Origin of the sequence: Marivita sp., assembly GCF_020055675.1 — a bacterium.
In the GTDB taxonomy this organism is placed as follows: domain Bacteria; phylum Pseudomonadota; class Alphaproteobacteria; order Rhodobacterales; family Rhodobacteraceae; genus Marivita.
Window position 1 is genome coordinate 19,839 of record NZ_JAIPUS010000027.1, and the last position, 21,471, is coordinate 41,309.

Below are 21,471 nucleotides of genomic sequence, written 5' to 3' on the forward strand. Positions count from 1 at the left end.
CGTCGCACGGGTCCCGGCAGGGTTCACAGGTCCCGCGCGTCGTCTCACTCGGCGGCTATCTGGATGACTGGCTCCATTTCGGCCAGTTCCCTGTCCGACAGGTGGCACTTGATCTGGTGCCCGTTTTCCATCTGCCGCATCGGTGGCACCTCCTGTTCGCACAGATGACCCGGCACCCTGGATTTCCAGCGGCAGCGTGTCTGGAACGGGCAGCCCGAGGGCGGGTCCATCGCGGAGGGGATGTCTCCCTCCAGCACGATATGTCGTTTCTGCACCCGCGTGTCGGCGATCGGCACCGCGGATAGCAACGCTTCGGTGTAGGGGTGATAGGGTGGCGCAAAGACCTGTTCGGTGGTGCCAAGCTCGACCACATGCCCAAGATACATCACCAGGACGCGATCCGACAGGTAGCGCACGATGCTCAGGTCATGGCTGATGAAGAGCAGCGTGGTTTTCTGTTCCCGCTGAATCTCCATCAGAAGATCGGTGACAGCCGCCTGTACCGACACGTCAAGCGCCGACACAGGCTCGTCCGCGACCACGATCCGCGCGTTGCCCGCAAAGGCGCGCGCGATGCCGACGCGCTGCTTTTGTCCGCCGGACAGTTGCCGCGGCATCCGCTCGGCAAATTCACGCGGCAGTTTCACAAGGTCCAAGAGTTCAAGCATGCGCTGCCGCCGCTCGCCCTCGGAGTTGCCGATACCAAACACCTCGAGCGCGCGAATGATCTGCCGGCCCACCCCCATCGACGGGTTGAGCGTGTCGAACGGGTTCTGGAAGACCATTTGCACATCGGCGATGGTCTGGGTGGCGCGATCCTGGATCGACGTGCTTTCGATATTGCGGTTGTCGAGCAGGATCTGGCCGTCCGTTGCGGTTTCCAACCCCATGAGCACCTTGGCAAAGGTCGATTTCCCACAGCCCGATTCACCCACGATGGCCAGGGTTTCGGATTCGCGCGCCTCGAAGCTGAGCGTCTCGTTTGCCTTGACCACCTTTGTATCGCCCCGCTTGCCGAACAGGGCATTGGCGGCCACCTCGTAGTATTTCTTCAGGTTGTCCATCTTGAGCACGACATCACCGGGCTCGGACCGCGTGGTCTGCACATCGGTGCCAAGTGGCGCGTGCCAGTCGATTTCCTGGAACCGCAGGCAGCGCGTCGCGTGCCGGTCCTGACCCGGAACATCGGTCATCGGGATTTCGGTTGCATCGCATCGCCCGGCCTCGAAATAATCGCAACGCGGGCCGAAATTGCACCCGGGCGGCCGTTCATGGGGCAGCGGGAAGTTGCCGGGGATGGCCCGCAGCGGGCGCGCGTTCTTGTCCGCCCCGGGAAGCGGGATCGATCGGAAGAGCGCCTGCGTGTAGGGGTGCTTCATCTCGTCGAACACATCAGTGATCGACCCGCGCTCCACCGCCTCGCCGGAATACATCACGCAGATGCGGTCGCAGGTCTCCAGCACCAGGCCAAGGTTGTGGCTGATGAACAGCATCGAGGTGCCGTATTTCTTGCCCAACTCCTTGACCAGATCGACGACCGAGGCTTCCACCGTGACATCCAGCGCCGTCGTCGGCTCGTCGAGAATGAGCAGCGAGGGTTCCGCCATCAGCGCCATAGCGATCACGATGCGCTGCTGTTGCCCGCCCGAAAGCTGGTGCGGATAGGCATCCAGAATCCGCTTGGGGTCAGGCAATTTGACATCCTTGACCACCTGAAGCGCGCGCGCATGAGCCTCTTTCTCCGAGGATCCGCGATGGATCATCGGCACTTCCATCAACTGTTTGCCCACTTTCATCGCCGGGTTCAAAGACGCCATGGGCTCCTGGTAGATCATCGCGATCTCGGAGCCGCGAATACTGCGCAACTGGTCCTGGCTCATTGCGCCAAGATCCTGTCCCTTGAACTTGATCGAACCTCCGACGATATGTCCGTTCTTGCCAAGATCCCGCATCACGCCAAGCGCCACCGTGGATTTGCCGCAGCCGGATTCGCCGACAAGTCCAACCGCTTCGCCAGGCATCACCTTGACCGAGAAATCCATCACCGCGGGGATGTCCCGCAAGCGCGTGAAAAAGGAAATCGAAAGCGACTCGATTTCCAGGATCGGGCCATCGTAACTGTCTGTCATGTCGCGTCTCCCGCTGGCGGCGGCAGGGCAGGGTCCCTGCTTCTCTGGTTCAAAAATATCCCGGGGGTTTGGGGGCTGGCCCCCAATCCTCGTCTCGTCAATCGCGCAATGTTTCCTCGCGCAGCCCGTCGGCCAGCAGGTTCAGGCCCAGCACCATGCTCAGAAGCGACAGCGCCGGTACCAGCGCCGGGTGCAGATAGATCTGCAAGAGCCGCCGACCGTCATTGATCGTGGTGCCCCAATCGGGGCTTTCGGGTGGCAAGCCCAGGCCGAAAAACCCCAATGTCCCGAGAAGGATCGTGGTGTAGCCGATGCGCAAGCACAGATCGACGATCAGCGGTCCGCGCGCGTTGGGCAGGATTTCCCAAAGCATGATGTACCATGCGCCTTCGCCGCGCGTCTGGGCCGCAGCGACATAATCGCGGGTCTTGATGTCCAACGCCAGGCCCCGAACGATGCGGAACACGGTGGGCGAATTCACGAAGACCACCGACACGAACACCACGAGGATTCCGCCCGGCACGTTGAAGAGATCAAGAAAGTCCGGGATCACCGACACTTTCGACCCCGACTCCGAGATCAAGGACAGGTAGAGCCAGCCCAGGATACCCAGCACCCCGATCAGGAGCGGCGTGCGGATCCTGGGCTGTGTCCTGTAGCGCGAATTCAGCAGGACCGCGATGAACACGATGGGAAAGATGAACAGCACCACCGCCATGTAGTTTGGAATGCCCGTCGCCACGATTTCTGGTGTGACAAGCAGATAGAACAACAAGATTACCGGGAAGGCGAGGATCAGGTTGGCCAGGAAGCTGAGGAACGTGTCCAGTCTGCCGCCGTAGAACCCCGCCGGCAGCCCAAGCGTGATGCCGACCATGAAGGCAAAGATCGTGGCCAGGGGGGCAATCTGCACAACCACCCAGGCGCCCTTGATCATTCGGCTGAAGACGTCACGGGCAAGGTTGTCGCCCCCGAACAGGTAGTAGGGGTACTGCCCGTCCTCCGCGCGCATCAGCGGGGTGCCCGGCGGTTCGTTCTTCATGCCGGACACTTGCGACAACGCGTCATGGGTGACGATCAGGTCCATCGCCCCGAAGATCCCGGTGAACACCCAGAACATGACCAGCGCAAAGCCGATCATGCCGATGGTGCTGTCGAACAATTTGCCATAAAGGCCGAGCCGGCGCTTGTAGCGGATCGAAACGACAAAGACGGCGATCAGCGCGATCCAGACCGGGATGAACTGCCAAAGAACGCGGGTGATGATTTCAAACCAACTGAGCGGTTCCATAAGTCTGCTCCTTTCCGCTCAGGACACGCTGATGCGCGGGTTGAGATAGACATAGCCGATATCCGAGATCAGCTGCGTGACAAGAACCACGAATACCGACACCACGGAGACGCCCAGCAACAATTCGATATCGTTGTTGCTGGCCGCCGCGACGAGGGTCCAGCCGAAGCCCTTGTAGTTGAACAATGTCTCGACGATGACGACGCCGTTCAGAAGCCACGGAAACTGCAGCATGATCACGGTGAACGGCGCGATCAGCGCGTTGCGCAGCGCGTGTTTGACCACGATATTGGGAAAGCTCACACCCTTGAGCCGTGCCGTGCGGATATACTGTGCGGTCATCACTTCGGCCATCGAAGCGCGTGTCATTCGGGCGATATAGCCCATCCCGTAAAGCGAGATGGTCAGAACCGGCAGGAAGAAATTCTCGAACGTGGCGTTCTCCATCGCGGAGGTCGCGGTGCCCTTGAACCATTTCAGCCCCACGGCGGAAGAGGCAAAGACCGCGATCAGGATCACGCCAGAGACGTATTCCGGTGTCGCGGTGGTGGTGATCGCCACCGTCGACAGGGTTCGGTCTGTCCGCGATCCCTCACGCATGCCGGCCAGGACGCCCAGCAGCAATGCCGAAGGCACCATCAGCACCATGACCCAGAACATCAGCTTGCCCGTCAGGCCAAGCCGGGTGCTGATGATCCCGCCGACATTGTCCTGAAAGACCGTGGAGGTTCCCCAGTCCCCCTGGAGGATGCCGCAGTAATCGGGCGCCTCCTGCGGTGTCATGCCGTCGCGGATACAGCGGCCCCTGATCTGGCCATCCGTGCCTTCGATCACCGCGCCGGGCACGACACCAAGCCATTCGCCGTATTTCACGAACAGCGGCTGCGTGTAGCCCCGGTTGCCCAGCCAGGTCGCGACTTCCTCCTCCGACATGCGGAAATTGCCTTGCGTCTTGGCGAGCTTTTCGAGGTTCGGATAGAGGTTTGCCAGGAAGAAGACGATGAAGGTCAGGCAGAGCGCCGTTATCAACATCACTCCCGCGCGGCGGAGAATAAACAGTCCCATGCAGTTCCCTGTCGGTAGAGGTCAGCCAGCTATCTTGTATCTGTTGGTCTGTGAAGGCGGGCCATGAGATGAAAAAGGCCGCTCCTGTTGGCGCGGCCCCGTGCTGCTTGGCGATCAGGCGGCTAGCCCGTACTTGTAGATCTGCGGCAGAAAAGCGATGTGCATCTCCGTGCCGACCACACCGGGCCGGTGATGGCGATACAGCGACCGCCAGTAGGGCTGGATCGTCACACCTTCCTCGACCATGATCTGTTGCAGCTTGCCCATGACCGCGCGGCGGGCATCGACATCGGCGATGGAGTTTGCTTCGGCCAGAAGCGCGTCGAACTCTTCGTTCGAGAACCCGGCCTCGTTCCAGGCCTCACCCGTGCGGTAGGCCAGCGCGAGGATCTGCACGCCCAGCGGCCGGTGGTTCCAGTTGGTCGAACTGAAGGGATAGTTCACCCAGTCATTCCAGAAGGTTGATCCGGGCAGAATTCTGCGTTGCACGTTGATCCCCGCGTCTCGCAACTGGGCAGCGACGGAATCTGTCGTGTTCTTGCGCCAATCGTCGTCGATCGACAGCAACTCGTGTTCGTAATCGGCCATCCCGGCCTCTTCCATGAGCGCCCTGGCCCTGTCCGGATCGTAGGGCAGGCGGCCGACCTCGGGATTGAATTCCGGGTGCACGGGCGCGACGTGGTGATTGTCGGCCGGGATACCGCGACCGGCATACCCCAGCTCGAGGCAGACCTCGTTGTTCACGGCCATCGCCAAGGCCTGCCGGACGCGCTTGTCGGCGTAAGGCCGGGTGCCGTTGACCTCGGCCTGCTGGTTCGGGCGGATACAAATCGTGGCCCCGGTGACAACTTCGCTTCGTTCAAACCCGATGGCATCCAGCACGTCGATGAATTCGCCGACGCTTTCGTAGAAGGTGTCCACCTCTTCGGCTTCGGCTGCCGCCAGCCACGCGGCCGGGTCGGTCCCGTAGTCGATGTATTCGATCCGGTCGAGATAAAAGCCGCCTTCTTCAAAGGCGTCATTGCCCCACCACGGATGGTCGCCCTTGACCAGAACCGCCTTGACGCCAACTTCAAGGCTTTCGACAACCATCGGGCCGGTGCCCACCAGCGTCGACAGATCCGCGTTCGGATCATAGCTTTCGTGCACGACCGCGGCCGGGTAGTCGGCCATGCCCGCGACAATGGTGATATCCGGGCGTGGCAAGTTCAGGCGCACCGTATGCGTGTCCACGATCTCGATCACGCCTTCGCCCGCCCTGCCGGTGCTGTCGTCGATCAGGGAGGCCATGCGGCCGGCCATCGAGTTGCCCTCGACATCCTGTTCGCACCAGCGCGAGATCATCCGCGCCACGTCGGTAGAGGTGAAATCGTCGCCATTGTTCCATTTCACGCCCTGGCGCACGTTCAGCGTGTATTGTGTCGCGTCTTCATTCGCGTCCCAACTTTCGAGCAACATGCCGCGGAAGGACCCGTCCGAGTTGTATTCGACCATGTATTCCAATGTGCCCGCGGTGACATACGCCATCTGGGTCCAGTCATATGTGCGTGGGTCCTTGTGCAGGCGCACCTCCATCTGCATCCGGAGCGTGCCGCCCTGCTGCGCATGGCCCGCTGCCCTTGCGGGTGAGCCCAGACCGCCAAGCGCATAGGCCGCGCCCGCCGACACGCCGAGCATCGTCGTCCGGGCAAGAAATTCGCGCCGGTCGATATGCCCGTCCCTGAATTCCCGTGCATGGATTTTCGCAGCCGGATGCAAATCATCAGTACCATTGGTATGCGTCATCTGTTTCTCCCTGTGACACGCTCTTTTTATCTTATGCGCGTTTTTTAAGGTTTCTTGGGCGGGGTCGGCCCTCGCCGTTTTTGGGTTATCGCATTGCGCGCGAAGAAATGGTCGGCGTCAACGGACAGATTAGCCAGTTTGACGTCTGAAAACGACATTTACTTTCTCTTAAAGCGACATTCCCGGATCGACAACTGCCGGCGCTGGTATTTTTGCTCATAAATTCCGCGCATCCACCTGCCGCCAGGGCCGCATCCGCGCGCGGAACCATGTGCGCTGCCGCTTGGCAAATTGCCGGGTCAGGATCGTGACCCGCTCGCGCGCCGCGTCCAGGGTCAGGCTGCCCTCCAGAATCGCCATCAGTTCCGCCGCCCCGATCGCTTTGGCCGAGGGCAGATCCGGTGACCATCCCGTCCGGTTCGCGCGCGCCTCGTCCAGCGCGCCGCCCTCCAGCATCCGGTCGAACCGCGCCGCGATGCGTGGGGTCAGCCAGTCCTTTTCGGCGTTCACCAGCAATGCGCTTGTTTCGCTTAAAGGCAGCTTCGGTGGCGCGGTATTTTGCTGCCACGCGACCAACCCGGTGCCCGTTGCGGTCAGGACTTCCCATGCTCGCTGAACCCGCATCGGGTTGGCCAGATCGATTCGCGACCGTGTCGCGCGATCGAGCTCGGCCACGAGGGCCGCATGCCCTTCGGTCTCGATGCGCTGCATGGCGGTTCTGCGCACCTCGTCCGGAGTCTCCGGGATTTGCGCCAGCCCTTCGGTCAGCGCGGTAAAATAAAGCCCGGTTCCGCCGACGATTATCGGACGCGGGCCATCTGCCAGATGCGGGGCAAGATCGCGCAACCAATCCCCGACCGAATAGGCCTGATGCCCCGGGATGTGACCGTACATCGCGTGCGGCGCCCGCGCCGTGTCTGCGGGTGACGGGCGCGCCGTCAGCAAGCGCCAGTCGGCATAGACCTGGATCGCGTCCGCATTGAGGATCGTTCCGCCCTGCGCTTCGGCCACGCGCAATGCCAGTTCGGATTTTCCGCTGGCCGTCGGCCCGGCGATCAGGACTGGTTTGCCCGGATCAAGGCTCTGGATCACCTCTGACAGCTTGCTCACGATCGACCCGTTCTCCTTGTCCGGCGCGCCTCCACAGGGCGCGTCGCTGTGCTGGACGACAACGCCTTGCCCCTGCGCCGGTTTTGCGACAATTTGCGCGCAAATCTAGTCTCTCGTTCGAACGGAGCGCAACATGACCGATAGACCCACCCCGGATACGACATACAAGCGCGTCATGCTCAAGATATCGGGCGAGGCCCTGATGGGGGATCAGGGATATGGCTTGCATCCGCCCACTGTCGAACGGATCGCCCGCGAAGTAAAGGCGGTGCACGATCTGGGGGTCGAGGTCTGCATGGTCATCGGCGGCGGCAACGTCTTCCGGGGCCTTCAAGGGTCGGCCCAGGGCATGGAACGCACAACGGCGGATTACATGGGCATGATGGCCACTGTGATGAACGCGTTGGCAATGCAATCCGCGCTCGAAACGCAGGGTGTGTTCACCCGTGTCATCTCGGCGATCCGCATGGACGAGGTCGCCGAACCCTATATTCGCCGCCGTGCCGTCCGCCATCTCGAGAAAAAGCGTGTCTGTGTCTTTGCCGGGGGCACTGGCAACCCGTATTTCACAACCGATACTGCCGCCGCGCTGCGCGCCAATGAAATGAATTGCGAAGCTATTTTCATGGGCAAGAACGGTGTGGACGGTATTTACGACAAGGATCCGCGCGCGCATGACGACGCGCGCCGTTACGATCTGGTCAGCTACGACGAGGTGCTGCAAAAGAACCTCAAGGTGATGGATGCCTCGGCGATCGCGCTGGCGCGGGACAACAACATGCCGATCATCGTGTTTCCGCTCGATGAACACGGCAGCTTCGAGGGCATCCTCGCCGGCAAGGGCACCTATACCAAGGTCCATGGCGGAAGCACGACCATGGGGGCGGGCGCGGCTGTCTGACCCAAGCGACACAGGTGACAGGCCGCGTGATCGTCTGCAGTGCAAGATGCTATACTTTCGGGCGGATGTCGCTTAGACGTCAGTGCAAATCAAGAAACCGCTTTTGAGGGCCGTATGGCAGACGACTTTATTCTAGATACCGATGACCTGATCCGCCGCATGGAAGGCGCGATGGCCAATCTGCGGACCGAATTCGCCTCGCTGCGGACCGGGCGGGCCAGCGCGTCAATGCTCGAGCCGGTGACGGTCGAAGCCTATGGAACGCAAACCCCGATCAACCAGGTGGGCACCGTGAATGTGCCAGAGCCGCGCATGGTGACTGTGAACGTCTGGGACAAAGGGCTTGTCGGCAAGGTGGAAAAAGCCATCCGAGAGAGTGGCTTGGGCATCAATCCTCAGCTGAACGGCACGATCATCATGCTGCCGATCCCCGAATTGAACGAAGAGCGTCGCCGCGAGCTTGGGAAAGTGGCGGGACAGTATGCGGAACACGCCCGTGTCTCGATACGGAACATCCGCCGGGACGGTATGGACCAGATCAAGAAAGCCAAGGCGGACGGCCTGTCCGAGGATGACCAGAAATTCTGGGAAAACGAGGTTCAGGAACTGACCGACGGCTACATCAAGAAGATCGACGCCGCTTTGGAGACAAAGCAGGAAGAAATCATGCAGGTTTGAGACCTGCAAGCATAGGATCACATGCCAATGGGAGCGCAGCCCAAACCAACAGGTCCAACTGGCGGACCGCGCCATGTGGCGATCATCATGGATGGCAATGGCCGCTGGGCAACACAGCGCAGACGCCCGCGGCTGTTCGGCCACCAGGCGGGCGCGCGGCGCGTGCGTGAAATTGTCGAGGCCTGTCCCGATTTGGGTGTTGATTACCTGACGGTCTTTGCGTTCTCGACCGAAAACTGGAAGCGGACCCAGTCCGAAGTTGCCGGTCTGATGAACCTTTTTCGCCGCTACATCACCCGCGAGGCAAAAGCGCTCAAGGCCAATGATGTGTGCGTGCGCTTTATCGGAGACCGGGTGCGGCTCGATCCCAAGCTGGTTGCCATGATGGACGAGCTTGAGGCGCTGACGGCGAATTGTTCAACGGTCAATCTGACCGTCGCCATCAACTACGGAAGCCGGGACGAGGTGGCCCGCGCCACCAAACGGCTTGCCCGTGATGTCGCAAACGGGCGGCTCGACCCTAATGCGGTGGATGAAGAAACACTGCCAAGATATTTGGATACTTGTTTTTTGCCCGACCCTGATCTGGTAATCCGGACCAGCGGCGAGGCCCGGATTTCCAACTTTCTGCTCTGGCAATCGGCCTATGCCGAATACGAATTCATCGACACGCTCTGGCCCGATTTCACGGCGCAAGAATTCCGGTCCGTGCTGCAAGGGTTCGGCACGCGCGAGCGCAGGTTCGGCGCCGTAGTGGCATGACAGCAGGCAAGTGGGACGACCTTGTCCCGCGGCTGGTTTCAGCTGTGGCAATGGTGTCTGTCGGTGCGCTTGGGGTCTGGCTCGGCGGGCTCTGGTTCCATGGTCTGATTTCCATTGTTGCCGGCCTGATGGTCTGGGAACTGGTCAAGATGCTCGATACCGAGCGTAGCAAATCGGCGATGATCCTGGCCGCCGTGGCCGCCGCCGTTTCCATGATCGCCATTGAAATCCCGGGCGCCCTTGCGCTGCCGCTGCTGATGGCGCCATCGATGCTGGGGCTTGGCCGGATGGAGCGGGGCGGTGTCACCTACGCGGTGTTCACGGCCTTCATCCTCCTGGCGGCTTACGGCCTGATGTCGCTGCGGGATGAGTTTGGCCTGACATGGATGGTCTGGCTCCTGCTTGTCGTGGTTGTGACCGATATCGCGGGATATTTCGCCGGTCGCCTGATCGGCGGACCGAAACTTTGGCCGCGCGTCAGTCCCAAGAAAACCTGGTCGGGGACCGTGGCCGGCTGGCTTGGATCGGCGGCGGTGGCCATGTTTTTCGCCGGCGCGTCAAGCGCGGGATACGGCCTGATCGGGGTGAGCATCGGGGTCAGCATGGCCAGCCAGATCGGTGATGTGGCCGAAAGCGCGATCAAACGGCGTGTCGGCGTCAAGGACAGCTCGCGGCTCATACCGGGGCATGGCGGTTTGCTGGACCGGTTCGACGGGATGCTGGGCGCGGCGCTGTTCATCGTGATCGCGGGTCAGCTGATCGGGTTTCCGCCGGGGGTGCAATGAGGCGCGTTTCGATTTTTGGTGCGACAGGCTCCATCGGGCAGAACACGCTCGACCTGATGTCGCGGGACCCGAGCGCCTACAAGGTGGTCGCGCTGACCGGTGGGCAGAACATCGCCCAACTGGCCGCGGACGCCAAGCGTTTCAACGCCGAACTGGCGGTGACGGCGGATCCCGCGAGGCTGGACGCCTTGCGGTCGGCCTTGGCGGGAACGGGAATCGATGCAGCGGCTGGACCAGCGGCGCTTGACGAGGCCGCCTCGCGGCCGGCCGACTGGGTCATGTCGGCGATCGTCGGCGCCGCGGGGCTGGCGCCGGGATTGCGCGCATTGGAGCAGGGCGCGACACTTGCGCTGGCAAACAAGGAAAGCATGGTCTGCGCCGGCCCCCTGATGCTCGACACCGCGCACCGGCACGGCGGGCGGATCCTGCCCGTGGACAGCGAACATTCGGCCGTTTTCCAGGCATTGATCGGCGAAGACCTGGAGGCGGTGGAGCGCGTGATCATCACCGCCTCGGGCGGCGCGTTCCGCGATTGGCCTCTTGCGGATTTGGCCGGTGCGACGCCGGAACAGGCCGCCCAACACCCCAATTGGGATATGGGTCAGCGGATCACGATCGACAGTGCGTCGATGTTCAACAAGGCGTTGGAGCTGATTGAAACAAAAGAATTCTTTGGATTGTCGCCTGACAAGATCGAAGCGGTTGTGCACCCCGAGTCCATCATCCACGCGCTTGTCGGTTTCAATGATGGCGGGCTGATGGCGCATGTTGGCCCGCCGGACATGCGCCATGCCATCGGCTTTGCCCTGAATTATCCGGGTCGCAAGGCGCTGCCGGTGGAACGGCTCGATCTCGTGGCGCTTGGCCAGATGAGTTTTCGGCTCGCCGATGAGGCCCGCTGGCCGGCGCTTCGTCTGGCGCGCGAGGTGATGGCCATGGGCGGGTTGTCCGGGGCGGTGTTCAATGCCGCGAAGGAACGCGCGCTTGACGGCTTCATCGAAAAACGTATCGGATTTCAACAGATTGCGTCCGTTGTTGAAGCCGTATTATCCAGAGTTTCGGCCAACGCCGGTCATATTGATGCCGCCATTACTCTTGATAACGTCTTGCAAGTGGACCATCTGGCTCGGGTACGGGCAAATGAAATCATGAATGACATAGAGGGCTGAACCTTGGATATAGCAGCGCTGCTGCCGCAGTTTGGTGGTGTGATTTGGACACTCGCCGCGTTCGTGATTGCACTGTCGATCATCGTCGCGATCCATGAGTATGGGCACTACATCGTCGGGCGCTGGTCCGGGATCGATGCCGATGTTTTCTCGCTCGGCTTTGGCCCAGTGCTGTATTCCCGCGTCGACAAACGCGGCACCAAGTGGCAATTCGCCCTGCTGCCCCTGGGTGGTTTCGTCAAGTTCAAGGGCGACAGCAACGCGTCTGGCGGCAAGGACGACGAGGCCATGTCGGACCTGTCAGAAAGCGAACGGCGCCGCACCATGAATGGCGCGCCGCTTTGGGCGCGCGCGTTGACTGTTGCGGCCGGACCGGTGTTCAACTTTGCTCTCTCGATCCTGATTTTCACCGGCGTTTTTATGCTGAGGGGAGAGCCGACAGAACCCGTGGAAATCGGCGAATTGCGGGCAGTTCCGGCGCAAAGCGAATTAGAGGTCGGCGACCAGCTTATCGAGATCGAAGGGATCGAGCTTCCACCCTTTGGCGAATCGTCCAATTTTCAGTCGGTTCTCGATCAACTGCCCGAAAGGGAGACCTTGGACTATACGGTCCTGCGCGGGGGCTCCGAGATGGTGGTGCAAGGCCCCTATGTCTATCCGCCGGTGGCGACGCAGATCATCCCGCGCTCGGCAGCCGATGATGCAGGGTTCAAAGCCGGCGACATCATCACCTCGGTGGATGGCAACGCGATCTATGCCTTCGAACAACTTCGCGACGCCGTCGAAGGCTCGGACGGGGCGACGCTCGATATGGACGTCTGGCGCGATGGAGAGATTCGCGACCTGCAACTGACGCCGCGCCGCACCGATGAGCCGCAGCCGGACGGAACCTTCAAGACCGCGTTCCGCATCGGGCTTGTCGGCGGTATGTTTTTCGAACCGGCAACGGAATTTGTCGGCCCGGTCAGCGCGGTCTCGTCTGGTGTCCAGCAAACGGTGCAGATCATCGACGGCTCGCTTTCGGGGCTTTGGTACATGATTACCGGGGCAATCAGCACGTGCAACCTGTCCGGACCCATCGGGATCGCGGAAACCTCCGGCTCGATGGCGTCGCAGGGGACAGCCAGCTTCATCTGGTTCATAGCCGTGCTCAGCACGGCGGTCGGGCTGTTGAACCTGTTTCCGATCCCGGTGCTGGATGGCGGCCACCTGGTGTTCCACGCCTATGAAGCGGTGACCGGAAAGCCACCCAGCGACAAGGCGTTGCGGGTCCTGATGGCGATCGGTCTGACGATGCTGTTGTCACTGATGTTGTTTGCGCTGTCGAACGATCTGTTTTGTCCGTAGGGGCCTGATCCGAGATGGGGCCGGACCACGGAATCGTCCCATTTTCTGCCCGATTGCTGCCACAATCCACTGGCATGCATTGACCCGTATCCAGCTATTCGAGGTGCGAAAATGCAAGCGATTCAAGAAAGCTACCGGACCGTCAGCCTGTTGATTTCGATCAACTGGGATCGGTTGCTTTACGTGATGGCCATCGCCGCATCCCTGTTCTTGGGCGCTTACCTCGGCAGGCTGATGATCGAAGCAATGACACACCCTGTCGGCTATTGATCGCGGGGGTCTCTGCGGTTTTGACAAGCCAGGGCAATCTGGGTACTCACGTCCGGAAACGGATGTCGGAGTAGGTTGCCAATAATGACACGAGATACAGGCCGGACAGACATGCGAAGCGCGGCGCGCACGCCCCGAATTCGTCCGCTTCTGATCGCGACTTCCATGGCCGTGTCCTTGGCCGTTGCAGCCGCACCCGACACGGCGCAGGCGCAGGATTTCCGCTTCAACGCCATTTCGGTCGAGGGCAACCAGAGGATCGAGGCCGGAACGATTGCCAGTTATCTCGGCGTGGCGCGCGGAGAGACGGTGTCGGCGGCAGAGCTGAATGATGGCTACCAGAGGGTTCTGGGCTCTGGCCTGTTCGAAAGCGTTGAGATCGAGCCGCGCGGCAACACGCTTGTCGTGCGCGTGGTCGAATATCCGACCGTCAACCGCATCACCTTCGAGGGCAACGCGCGGATCGACGACGAAACCCTGGCATCCATCGTGCAATCGCAATCGCGCCGGGTGTTCAGCCCGTCCACCGCCGAGGCGGACGCAACACGGCTGACCGAGGCCTATTCGCAGCAGGGACGGATCGCCGCGCGCGTGCAGCCCAAGCTCATCCGCCGGTCAGACAATCGCGTCGACCTGGTGTTCGAGGTGTTCGAAGGCGGGGTATCGGAGATTGAGCGCATCGGCTTTGCCGGCAACCAGGTCTACAGCGACCGACGCCTGCGGCGCGTGCTCGAGTCGAAGCAAGCCGGTCTGTTCCGCGCCTTGATCCAGTCTGACACCTTTATCGAGGATCGCATCGACTTCGACCGGCAGGTCCTGCGGGATTTCTATCAATCGCGCGGTTACGTCGATTTTCGCACCACCGGTGTGAATTCCGAGCTGAGCGATGAACGCGACGCCTATTTCATCACGTTCAACGTCGAAGAGGGCCAGCAGTTCAGCTTTGGCGAAATCACGGCCACCTCCGATTTGGCCGAGGTCGACCCTGACGTATTCCAGGACGCGATCCGCTTGCGGTCGGGCCGCACCTATTCACCGACCGCGGTCGAAACCGAGATCGCGCGCCTGGAACGTCTAGCGATTCGCGAAGGGCTGAATTTCGTCCGCGTCGAACCGCGGGTCACGCGCAATGACCGCGACCTGACGCTCGACGTTGAATTCTTGCTGACCCGCGGGGAGCGGGTGTTTGTCGAACGTATCGACATCGAAGGCAACACCACGACGCTGGACCGCGTTGTGCGCCGCCAGTTCCGTGTGGTCGAAGGCGATCCCTTCAACCCGCGCGAAATTCGCGAAAGCGCGGAGCGCGTGCGCGCACTGGGGTACTTCGGCGATGCCCAGGTCGAAGCGCGCGAAGGCTCCACCCCGCAGCAGGTCATCATTGACGTGGATGTCGAGGAAGAGCCGACAGGATCGCTCAGCTTTGGCGGGTCGTATTCGACCACCAGTGGGTTTGGCGCGGCAATTACCTTCCGGGAACGCAATTTCCTTGGCCGCGGTCAGCAGTTGTCGCTTGGTGTGACCACCGGGGTCGATTCGTCGAATTACAGTTTCAGCTTCACCGAACCGGCGTTTCTTGGTCGCGACGTGGCGTATAGTTTCAGCTTGAATTACCTCGAAACCGACAATGACTCTGCCGAATATGACACTGTGATCGGTAATTTCTCGACCGGGTTTACCTTTCCGGTTTCCGAGAATGGACGCCTGAACCTGCGCTACGGTGCGCGTTATTCCGAGATCACGGACCTTGATCCATCCGTCGGTGAGATCATCACCGCCGAGGCGGATCGCGGCGAGATTTGGGACAGCTTCGTCGGCTATCGGTACAGCTATGACACCCGGCGGACGGGGTTGAACCCGAACGCAGGTGTATTGCTCGAATTCGGGCAGGATTTTGCCGGTCTGGGGGGCGACAGCACGTATGTCGAATCGAACTTTCGCGCAGTGGCGCAAACGAAGGTCTACAACGAGGAAGTGACCCTGCGCGCTACGCTCCAGGCCGGGGCGCTGAGCTATTCCGAAAACTCTTCGCGGGTGACGGACCGTTTTTCCCTTGGTTCCAACCTGATGCGCGGTTTCGAAAGCGGGGGCATCGGGCCGCGCGAAGTCGGGCCAGGTGATGTGAACGACGCTCTGGGCGGCGATTACTTTGCCGTCGCGCGCTTCGAAGCGGAGTTCCCGCTGCCCTTGCCCGAAGAGTACGGCATCTCGGGCGGCGTGTTCTACGATGTGGGCAGCCTTTGGGGACTGGAAAAGACGAACGATAACGTCCTGTACGAAGATTTCACGGCGCGCCAGGTCGTCGGGGTGTCGGTTTTCTGGACCACACCGCTTGGACCGTTGCGGTTCAACTTTTCCGAGGCGCTCAGCAAGGAAGAGTTCGACGAGGAACAAACCTTCGATCTCACGATTTCCACCCAGTTCTAGATGAAACGGGTCCGCAGCATAGTGACGGGAGCGTTCCTTGGGGCGCTCCTTTGCGTGTCTCCCGTGGCGCGGGCGCAGCAGGATGGCGGGTTGTCGAACCTCGGCGTGGTGCAAAGCCGGATTCTGACAATCGCACCGGACACGCTCTATAGCGAAAGCGATTTCGGCAAACGTATCGCGCGCGAGATCGAAGAGGAAAGCGCCGAGATCGCGACGAACAATCGCCGGATCGAGGCCGAGCTGACCTCCGAGGAACGCGAGCTGACCGAGCTGCGGGACAGCTTGCCCACCGAAGAATTTCGCGCCCGGGCCGAGGCCTTTGACGACAAGGTGCAGCGCCTGCGCCGTGAACAGGATGAAAAAGCCCGGGCGGTCACGCAGCGCAGCGACGAGGCCCGCCGCGCGCTGCTCTCGGCCGCGCAACCGGTGCTGCTTCAACTGATGGCCGAAGCGGGCGCCGTCGCCGTGTTGGACCGTCGCGCAGTGCTTCTTAGCGCCGACGCGGTGGATATTACCGACCAGGCCATTCGACGGATCAACGCGGAATTCGGGACAGGCACCGACATCCTGCCGGTCCGCCCCTGAAACCTTGCCCAACAGGGACGGGGTTGCTACTGACTGCGCACGAAATTCAAAAGGACGCCCCATGAGCGACACGCTGCTTCGCGCCGATATCCAGCTGATCCAACGTTTGTTGCCGCATCGCTATCCGTTCCTTCTGGTGGACCGGGTGGAAGAGATCGACGGCACCCGGTCGGCGCTCGGCATCAAGAACGTGACGATGAACGAGCCGCATTTCCAGGGGCACTTTCCCGGAACACCGATCATGCCGGGCGTCACGATCATCGAGGCGATGGCGCAGACAGCGGCGGTCATGGTGGGCACCGCGCTGGATCTCGCGGACAAGGAAATGATGATCTATTTCATGTCCATCGACAGATGCAAATTCCGCCGAAAGGTGATCCCCGGCGACCAGCTTCAGATGCGGCTGACGACATTGCGCGGCAAACCGGGCGGGAAGGTCTGGAAATTCGGCGGTGTGTCCACTGTCGATGGCGACATGGCGGCAGAGTGCGAATTTTCCGCAATGATGGACCTGCCGGAGTGACAGCGGACATCCACCCCAGTGCGGTGATCGAAGACGGCGCGACGGTCGGTGACGGCTGCGTGATCGGCCCGTTCTGCCACGTTGGCCCGCATGTGCATTTGGCCGAGAACGTGGAGCTGAAAAGCCATGTCGTCGTCAAGGGCCATACCGAGATCGGTGCGGGGACAGAAATTTTTTCCTTCGCGGTGATCGGGGAGATACCGCAGGACCTGAAATTCGACGGCGAACAGAGCCGTCTCGTGATCGGGGCACGCAACCGCATCCGCGAACATGTCACGATGAACCTGGGCACCGAAGGCGGCGGCGGGATCACGCGGGTTGGCGATGACAATCTGTTCATGGCGGGCTGCCATGTCGCGCATGACGTGCAGATCGGCAACCGGGTGATCATTGTCAATAGCGCAGCCCTGGCGGGGCATTGCATCCTGGAAGACGACGTCATCGTGGGCGGCCTGTCCGGGGTGCACCAGTTCGTGCGCATCGGACGCGGCGCGATCATCGGTGCGGTCACGATGGTGACGAATGATGTGATCCCCTACGGTCTTGTGCAGGCGGATCGGGGGCGCCTCGATGGGCTCAACCTAGTCGGGCTCAAGCGCAGGGGCGTGAGCCGCGCCGATATCACGGCGCTGCGCGCGGCATTCCAGATGCTGGCACAGGGCGAGGGCGCGTTTCAGGACCGGGCGCGGCGGCTCCGCGACGAAAACGACAGCGACTATGTGCATCATATCGTTGAATTCATCCTGGGCGACACGGACCGGTCGTTCCTGACACCGGGTTGAGCGATGACGCTTGCACTGATCTGCGGTCAGGGCCGACTGCCGCGCATCATCGCGCAGGCTCAGGAGCCGCGCCCGCTGATCTGTGTGCTGGAGGGGTTTTCACCAGATGGGCTCGCGCCCGACGTGGTGTTTCAGCTCGAAACGCTGGGAACCCTGCTTGAGACATTGCACGCGCGCGGCGTGACGCGGATTTGCCTGTGCGGCGCGATCCGGCGGCCGCCGGTCGATCCCTCGCGCCTCGACAGGAAAACGGCCCCTTTGGTGCCGCGCCTTCAAGAGGCGCTGACCTCGGGCGACGATGGCGCCTTGCGGATCGTGATGCAGATTTTCGAGGACGCGGGCTTTGACATCGCCGGCGTTCACGCGCTGGTGCCGCACCTGTTGCCGGCGGCTGGCGTGTTGACTTCCAAATCCTATCAGCCACAAAATGCCGCCGAAGCGCGGCTTGGCGAACGCACCGTCGCCGCGATGGGTGCGCGCGATACCGGGCAAGCCTGCGTGCTGCGCGGCGAGAGGGTTCTGGCGCGCGAGGACTCGGCGGGCACCGATGCCATGCTCACACGCCTTGCACGCGATCGCGCTTCGGGTCCGGGCGATTTCCTGTCCAACCCGATCAGCAGTGCCGGGGATATGTTCGGCGGATTGCTGGGCGATGCGACCGATTGGCTGGGTGGCGGATCGGCCCCGGCGGAGGGTGGTATCCTTTTCAAGGCCCCGAAACCCGCCCAGGACAGGCGCGCGGATTTGCCGGTGATCGGCGCCGGCACCCCCGATGGGGTCGCGGCGGCGGGCCTGTCCGGGATCGTGATCGAGGCGGGCGGCGTTATGGTCCTCGACCGCGCGCGCACCTTGGCGCGCTGTGATCAGCTTGGCCTGTTTCTCTGGGTGCGGGAAAAGGGCGGCTGATGCGGGTGTTCGTCATCGCCGGCGAAGCGTCGGGCGACAAGCTGGGCGCGGCCCTGATGGCGGGGCTCCGCAGGCACGTACAAGATGTTGCGTTCGACGGGATCGGCGGCGATCGGATGCTGGCTGAAGGGCTGCACAGCCTGTTCCCGATGGACGAAATCTCGATCATGGGGATTACCGAAATCCTGTCGCAATACCGCAATCTCAAGGCACGCATCCGCCAGACCGCCGATGCGGTCCTGGCCGCAAGGCCGGATGTTCTTGTCACCATTGACCTGCCGGAATTCGGGCTCCGCGTGGCCAAGCAAGTCAAGGCAGAAAGCGATATTCGCACCGTGCATTACGTGGCGCCGACGGTCTGGGCGTGGCGTCCCGGACGGGCCAAGAAGATGGCGCACCATATCGATCAGGTCCTCGCGCTCTTCCCGTTCGAGCCACCCTACATGCAGGCCGCAGGCATGCGCTGCGATTTCGTCGGGCACCCGGTTGTGACCGACCCTGTCGCCTCGGCGCAGGACAAGGAGCAGTTCCGCGCGGCGCATGGGATCGGGACGGCGCCACTCGCGTTGATCCTGCCCGGATCAAGGCGCAGTGAAGTGTCAAGATTGCTGCCCGTCTTCGGCGATGTGGTGAGCCGGTTGCGTCAGGAGCGGCCGGACTTGCGTTTCGTTCTGCCGACTGCGCCGAATGTGGCAGATGCCGTTCGCGGCGCGGTTCGGTCCTGGCCGGTCGAGCCGATTGTTCTGGACACGGACGACGACGGCATTGTCGCCAAACGGGCCGCCTTTGCCGCCGCCGACGTGGCTCTGGCCGCCTCCGGGACTGTCTCGTTGGAACTGGCGGCGGTTGGAGCGCCCATGGTGATTGCTTATGACATGAACTGGCTGTCGCGCCAGGTCATCGGGCGGATGCTGCGGGTGGATACGGTGACCTTGGTCAACCTGGTCTCCGAAACCCGCGCGGTGCCCGAATTCATCGGGGCGAACTGCCAGCCCGAGCCGATCGCGCATGCTGTCAGGGAGGTACTGGAGCACCCCGAAACCCAGCGCGATGCGATGGCGCTGACGATGGATCGCCTGGGCCAGGGCGGCTTGCCACCCGGCGAGCGCGCGGCCCTCGCGGTTCTGGACGGCTTTTACGGAAAAAGGGGCCAGACCACCTGATCCGACCCCCGTTATGTTCTGTCGGCAGGTGATTACTGGCGCTGGTTTTCCAGCGCGGACAGTTCTTCATAGGCGGCGGTGAAACCCGAGAGCGACATCGTGACCCTCACGCGCTGATCGGGGGCAAGAGCGGGAACGATGACAACCTCCGCTGCGGCACCGGCGCGGAACGCGGCCACGTCCTCGGCCGTGAAGCCGACACGCGAATAGCAGCCGACCGTGGTGCAGAAGGAAAAGTCGTACCGCTTGGCCTGACCCGAATCCACGCTCACGTTCAGTTTCTCGGTCAAAAGCGTTTCGAGCGGGACCACGAATGTGCCACCGGCCGCGACCTGTCCGCCATTGTTCAGGCGAAAGATACTGACCTCGGCCACGCTGCCGCCACTCTCGTCCTCGAGAAGCTGGTACATCTGGCAGGGCTCATCGCCGTCTTCGACGCGCAGGCATTGCACGGCCCAATCACCATGGGTCGACCTGACATAGGTGTTGTCATCCGAACTGGCGTCATTGACCGGCTCTCCGGTGTCGAGAACCGAAAGGTCCGCGTTCGGAGCAGGGGTCTCTGTGGACTGTGCGCTTGGGTCCGCGTCTTGCGCCATCGCAAATCCCGACATCGCCAGGGTCGAAAGCGTTGTCAGAAGAAACAGGGGTCTGGTCATAAATTCCTCTCCGAAACATCGGGTCTCATGTGTTTGTGCGTTAACATGGCCTTTATGCAGTGTCAGTCCAAAACGCAAAAAGCTACGCACACAACAAGCGGGTTCCCGCATGGGGCCGAAACCCGCAATGCGCTATTTACAGCCTCGTGCGATGCCGCAAAGCTGCGCTTTAAGTGTCCGAAAATAAAAGGGAAGATGCCTTTTGACATCTCCCCCTCTTTGCTCCCTGTCGGACCGGCCGACTATTATTGCGCTGACGCTACGAAATGAAACCCATACCGTCAACAGGCAAAATCGAATCCGAAAATCCGCAAAAAGGGCCGCGCCGTGAAGCGCGGCCAGTCCAACAGGGAGGAATGTCCGTGCCGCATGAGGGTCATGCGGCGCCGGATGAAAAACATACTGGCGGCAAAAGGTTAACTTTGTATGGTCAACATTCAAAGCCACAGGCACGGGGGCAGGCATGGAAAACAGGGTGTTCGTTGGCGGTGGCGGCGAAGGGTATGGCGTCAAACAATGGCTGCGGCTGGACTATTCCAACCGGCACGGGTTGATCGCCGGGGCGACGGGGACGGGCAAGACCGTCACGCTGCAAATCCTGGCCGAAGGGTTTTCCGCGCAGGGCGTGCCGGTGTTCCTGTCCGATGTGAAGGGTGACCTTTCTGGCCTTTCCAAACCGGGCAGCGCCGACGCCAAGCTGCACCAGGCGTTCATGGATCGTGCGCGGACCATCGGGTTTGACGATTACAGTTATGGTGCTGTCCCTGTCACTTTCTGGGATCTCTTCGGGGAACAGGGCCATCCGGTGCGCAGCACCGTCGCCGAGATGGGCCCGCTTCTGATCTCGCGTCTACTGGAGCTGTCAGCGGCACAGGAAGGCATTTTGAACATCGCGTTCCAGGTGGCGGACGAAGAAGGCTTGCCCCTGCTGGACCTGAAGGATTTGCAAGCCATGCTGGTTTGGCTTGGTGAAAACCGGGACAGTGTCTCCCTGCGCTATGGCAATATCTCGGTGCGGTCGGTGGGCGCGATCCAGCGGCAATTGCTGGTGCTGGAAAATCAGGGCGCTACCGGGTTCTTTGGCGAACCGGCGCTCGATCTGCGCGACCTGATGCGCACCGATCCGAAAGGGCG

General features: G+C 61.7%; 20 protein-coding genes. 14 read left to right on the plus strand and 6 right to left on the minus strand.

Annotation, left to right across the window (positions count from 1 at the left end; all coding sequences use genetic code 11):
• Positions 1-44 precede the first annotated feature (44 nt).
• From LCF59_RS14510 to miaA, 5 genes are all read right to left on the minus strand, one after another.
• Entirely contained in the window at positions 45-2,129 is a 2,085-nt protein-coding gene (locus tag LCF59_RS14510) for an ABC transporter ATP-binding protein (protein ID WP_292288333.1), read from the minus strand.
• Between the two features lie 97 nt (positions 2,130-2,226).
• The gene (locus tag LCF59_RS14515; protein WP_292288334.1) at positions 2,227-3,420 is read right to left on the minus strand and encodes an ABC transporter permease; all 1,194 of its coding nucleotides are present in this window, start codon (positions 3,418-3,420) and stop codon (positions 2,227-2,229) included.
• An 18-nt stretch (positions 3,421-3,438) separates the two neighbouring features.
• Positions 3,439-4,485, minus strand: coding sequence for an ABC transporter permease (locus LCF59_RS14520; RefSeq protein WP_292288335.1), 1,047 nt, complete (start codon positions 4,483-4,485; stop codon positions 3,439-3,441).
• A 114-nt stretch (positions 4,486-4,599) separates the two neighbouring features.
• Positions 4,600-6,270, minus strand: coding sequence for an ABC transporter substrate-binding protein (locus LCF59_RS14525; RefSeq protein ID WP_292288336.1), 1,671 nt, complete (start codon positions 6,268-6,270; stop codon positions 4,600-4,602).
• A gap of 216 nt (positions 6,271-6,486) precedes the next feature.
• A complete protein-coding gene (miaA, locus tag LCF59_RS14530) occupies positions 6,487-7,383 on the minus strand; it encodes a tRNA (adenosine(37)-N6)-dimethylallyltransferase MiaA (RefSeq protein WP_292288351.1) in 897 nt (298 codons plus the stop codon).
• A gap of 130 nt (positions 7,384-7,513) precedes the next feature.
• Here miaA and pyrH point away from each other — a divergent pair, with 130 nt between their 5' ends.
• From pyrH to lpxB, 13 genes are all read left to right on the plus strand, one after another.
• Positions 7,514-8,281 (plus strand): UMP kinase, encoded by a 768-nt coding sequence (gene pyrH / locus LCF59_RS14535; RefSeq protein ID WP_292288337.1) that lies wholly within the window; start codon positions 7,514-7,516, stop codon positions 8,279-8,281.
• 114 nt (positions 8,282-8,395) lie between these two features.
• The gene (gene frr, locus LCF59_RS14540) at positions 8,396-8,959 is read left to right on the plus strand and encodes a ribosome recycling factor (RefSeq protein WP_292288338.1); all 564 of its coding nucleotides are present in this window, start codon (positions 8,396-8,398) and stop codon (positions 8,957-8,959) included.
• A gap of 27 nt (positions 8,960-8,986) precedes the next feature.
• Positions 8,987-9,721 (plus strand): polyprenyl diphosphate synthase, encoded by a 735-nt coding sequence (gene uppS, locus LCF59_RS14545; protein ID WP_292288339.1) that lies wholly within the window; start codon positions 8,987-8,989, stop codon positions 9,719-9,721.
• Positions 9,718-10,506, plus strand: a complete 789-nt coding sequence (locus LCF59_RS14550) for a phosphatidate cytidylyltransferase (protein ID WP_292288340.1) — start codon at positions 9,718-9,720, stop codon at positions 10,504-10,506. Before uppS ends, LCF59_RS14550 begins: the two co-directional genes overlap by 4 nt.
• The gene (gene dxr, locus LCF59_RS14555) at positions 10,503-11,675 is read left to right on the plus strand and encodes a 1-deoxy-D-xylulose-5-phosphate reductoisomerase (RefSeq protein WP_292288341.1); all 1,173 of its coding nucleotides are present in this window, start codon (positions 10,503-10,505) and stop codon (positions 11,673-11,675) included. Before LCF59_RS14550 ends, dxr begins: the two co-directional genes overlap by 4 nt.
• Before the next feature lie 3 nt (positions 11,676-11,678).
• Entirely contained in the window at positions 11,679-13,022 is a 1,344-nt protein-coding gene (rseP, locus tag LCF59_RS14560; protein WP_292288342.1) for an RIP metalloprotease RseP, read from the plus strand.
• Between the two features lie 111 nt (positions 13,023-13,133).
• Positions 13,134-13,292, plus strand: coding sequence for a hypothetical protein (locus LCF59_RS14565; RefSeq protein WP_292288343.1), 159 nt, complete (start codon positions 13,134-13,136; stop codon positions 13,290-13,292).
• 165 nt (positions 13,293-13,457) lie between these two features.
• Positions 13,458-15,719: an outer membrane protein assembly factor BamA gene (gene bamA / locus LCF59_RS14570; protein WP_292288352.1), complete on the plus strand. Its 2,262-nt coding sequence runs from the start codon at positions 13,458-13,460 to the stop codon at positions 15,717-15,719.
• Entirely contained in the window at positions 15,720-16,304 is a 585-nt protein-coding gene (locus tag LCF59_RS14575; protein WP_292288344.1) for an OmpH family outer membrane protein, read from the plus strand. It abuts the gene before it with no gap.
• A 61-nt stretch (positions 16,305-16,365) separates the two neighbouring features.
• On the plus strand, positions 16,366-16,827 hold the full coding sequence (fabZ, locus tag LCF59_RS14580; RefSeq protein ID WP_292288345.1) for a 3-hydroxyacyl-ACP dehydratase FabZ: 462 nt from the start codon (positions 16,366-16,368) through the stop codon (positions 16,825-16,827).
• Entirely contained in the window at positions 16,824-17,609 is a 786-nt protein-coding gene (lpxA, locus tag LCF59_RS14585; protein ID WP_292288346.1) for an acyl-ACP--UDP-N-acetylglucosamine O-acyltransferase, read from the plus strand. The genes fabZ and lpxA overlap by 4 nt, the downstream gene beginning before the upstream one ends.
• A gap of 3 nt (positions 17,610-17,612) precedes the next feature.
• Positions 17,613-18,515, plus strand: coding sequence for an LpxI family protein (locus LCF59_RS14590; protein ID WP_292288347.1), 903 nt, complete (start codon positions 17,613-17,615; stop codon positions 18,513-18,515).
• A complete protein-coding gene (gene lpxB / locus LCF59_RS14595) occupies positions 18,515-19,678 on the plus strand; it encodes a lipid-A-disaccharide synthase (RefSeq protein ID WP_292288348.1) in 1,164 nt (387 codons plus the stop codon). The genes LCF59_RS14590 and lpxB overlap by 1 nt, the downstream gene beginning before the upstream one ends.
• 32 nt (positions 19,679-19,710) lie before the next feature.
• Here lpxB and LCF59_RS14600 read toward each other — a convergent pair whose 3' ends face one another.
• Complete coding sequence (locus LCF59_RS14600) at positions 19,711-20,337, minus strand: invasion associated locus B family protein (RefSeq protein WP_292288349.1); 627 nt, start codon at positions 20,335-20,337, stop codon at positions 19,711-19,713.
• A 463-nt stretch (positions 20,338-20,800) separates the two neighbouring features.
• On the opposite strand from LCF59_RS14600, the gene LCF59_RS14605 reads away from it, so the two are divergent.
• A partial coding sequence (locus tag LCF59_RS14605) for a helicase HerA-like domain-containing protein (protein ID WP_292288350.1) occupies positions 20,801-21,471 on the plus strand: 671 nt, incomplete at its 3' end.